3 protein-coding genes are annotated in these 2,692 nt (G+C 59.8%); all 3 read right to left on the minus strand.

Annotation, left to right across the window (positions count from 1 at the left end; translation table 11 throughout):
- A partial coding sequence (locus tag M2650_RS16340) for a hypothetical protein (protein ID WP_249476245.1) occupies nucleotides 1–244 on the minus strand: 244 nt, incomplete at its 3' end.
- Nucleotides 245–691: 447 nt separating this feature from the next.
- Complete coding sequence (locus M2650_RS16345) at nucleotides 692–835, minus strand: hypothetical protein (RefSeq protein WP_249476246.1); 144 nt, start codon at nucleotides 833–835, stop codon at nucleotides 692–694.
- A 547-nt stretch (nucleotides 836–1,382) separates the two neighbouring features.
- A partial coding sequence (locus tag M2650_RS16350; RefSeq protein WP_283254847.1) for an RHS repeat-associated core domain-containing protein occupies nucleotides 1,383–2,692 on the minus strand: 1,310 nt, incomplete at its 5' end.

Raw genomic sequence — 2,692 nt, forward strand, 5'->3', positions numbered from 1 at the left:
TCGCCCCGTTCAAGCACAACGGGTCGGCCTGCGTCCAACTCACCGGCGCATGTCGGCCGTCTTGGCCTAACGTCTGCCGGCAGCGGCTGATCTCGCCGCCAGCGCTAAGCGAAAACCCCACGCCCAAACCACCGTATCCGTCGCCGCCGTAGCCCACGCTGAGCGCCGGCTGCAGCCCGCCCACGCCTGGCACCACCTTCAATTGCGTAGTCCAGTTGGCGCCGCCGGAAGCGCCTACCGACACCGCTCCCTCCAAGGTGCCGATTACATCGACACTCTTTACCGGCAAAACTTCGCCGGCCGGCGGCGAGCCTTGGGGTGGTCCCTCCGCCCAGGCTGCAAGCATGCCGCAGGCGATGCCTAGCGCGGCCAAGAGGCCTAGCCCGAGCTTGGTTCCGCTTCGCCGCCACCGGTTCCCCGAACCGGCCAAGCCGGCACCCGCCATTCCCAAACAAGAGAACGCCCGCGCAATTTTGCTTTTCATAGATCCGCCGCTGTTGGAGCTCAACAAGACGGAAAAATGTGACGGCGGTGGACATTTTGGCCGGCTCGCCTCACCCGACCGAGCCCTTACCCCGATCGCTACGTGCGCTCGCCGACTTATTCGGCGCTGTCAACGGCCACCGGATCTACCGGCATGGGCGCAGCTGGCAGGCTTCCCCAGGCGGTGACGCCGACGTCGTTACGCCGGTTACCTCTTGGACGGCTTCATCACCGCCGCGGCGTTGGTGCCCAGGAATATCCAGTTGGCGCCGGTGGGCTTGATACTGCCGGCAAGCTGGCTCCAGATATCGCGCCCCACCGCGCTGGGCAGGCTGCTGTACGTCGAATGCAAGAACCAACTGGACGCGCAGCTCAGCTACACGTTCGAGACAGGCAGGTTCGACGGCGCGATGCTGCTGTTCCAGGCCAGCAACTCACCGACGAGGCGTATCGCACCTACGCGGGCACGAAGGACCGTCCGCTCGAGAACATCGAGTAGGGCCGGACTTATCTGTTGGGGGTGAGCTACAAGTTCTGAACTTCCGTCCTGGCGGCTGCAAAAGAAAAAGCCGACGTATGCCGGTTTTTTCTTTGCGCAACAAGAGTAGACGGTCATTCCAAGCGGTGCGGTCTTGACTTACGTGTGATGAGTATCGCTCGCTCAACTCATCCTACGGGCCACGCGGGCTACAACAGAAGTGGTCGCTTGCAGTGGCGAGGCGAAACCCGCAATGAATTCCGCCACACGACACTTGCACTCGATGGCGGAAACGCCTGGGGCGACGGCTCCGCCGTACGGTACTCGGTAGCTTGCATGCCGATCCAATCCTTCGTCAACCAAGCCTAATCTGGCTGCCAAGCAGACACTTCCTTAAGCAGCCAACCGAGCAATAAGCCGATCAATGCGGCGGGGCTGCGACATTGTAGATACTTACATAGGTGATGCCGGGCTCAACGTCCTCCACCGTTATTTTAAAGGCATGAGATGTTGTAGTTAGGCTGTCACCCTGCTTTCTTAATTGCTCGCCAAATTTCGCCGCTCCAGCCGCATCAGATCCAAAATCAAAATGCAAATCATATCCTTGGGTATTAGGGAAGGTGTCTGTCAGCTTTTTCCAAAGCGCTCGTGTATTAGCTACGGACGCATATTGCCTCTCCAAAATAACGAAGGCATTTGTTTGATTTGCATTAACCTCCGCGATCTTCTTCCCATCTGCTATTAGATGTCTGGCTGGGCTCACTTCATAAAGGATAGCTTCACTTCGCTTCGTAGGTTGTATGGTCTTTATGTGCAACGTGTTGTTTTCCGCAGCCTTGGCGATCGCTTCACTTGGTTGATAGAGACGCCTTCCCCAAGCCCATCCGCCTACGGGTCTTCTGCCTCCTCCTGCCTTTGACGCCGCACGTAATCCACCAGCGCCCTTGTTTGCAGGATTGGCATTGCCGAACCCGACCGCGTCCGCGGCCACTTCAGTTCGGTCGGCCATATTGCCCAGGTACTGGCTGCTGATTCCCATAGCCTGTGCTTCCCGGGACATCTCGCGCCACAGCAGGTATTCCTCTACATTGTCGAAAGGCGCGGCCATTCCGGCGCGTTCGTAATTGCCCTTGTCGCGCATATAGGCTTGAACGTAGAACTTTTCCTCTGACGTCATTTCGCTCACCGTTTTCTGGCTGAGCGGCTTATTACGCAACTCATAGCGTGCCCGCATGACTGCCAAGGCATTTCCTACAAGTATCCCTGTGAACGCGCTGCCAAGCCCACCACCATTGGCGAGGTAGGTGCCTCCCCCTGTGGTCGCATCGTCCAGTTCTTGCGCTTTGCGCTCGACGAACTCCTCGCCGCCCTCGGTCAGCCCCGATTCGTTCTTTTCCGGCGCATGCCCGGTCGGATCGGAGAACGCCACCGGGCTATTGTCGACGTAGGTGCGCCGGTTCCAACTGAGCGGGTTGGCCGGATCGGGAACGACGCCATCCGGTTGCAGGAACTGCATCGCGGCCGGGTCGTAATAGCGCGCCTGCATATCGATCAGGCCGCTGATGCCGGGCGCTGTGGCGCCGCGCTGACGGCGTTCGTGGGTACCGGTGTAGCCGCTGTTGGGCAGCTTCAGCTCGTCCTTGGGCGCGGCCTTGAACGCCAACCAGTTATTCGGATCGCGCTCGTCGCCCCACACGCCGTAGCTGCGCCGGTCCTTGACCTTGCCGGCGG

This window comes from Luteimonas galliterrae, from assembly GCF_023374055.1.
Classification (GTDB): Bacteria; Pseudomonadota; Gammaproteobacteria; order Xanthomonadales; family Xanthomonadaceae; genus Luteimonas_C; species Luteimonas_C galliterrae.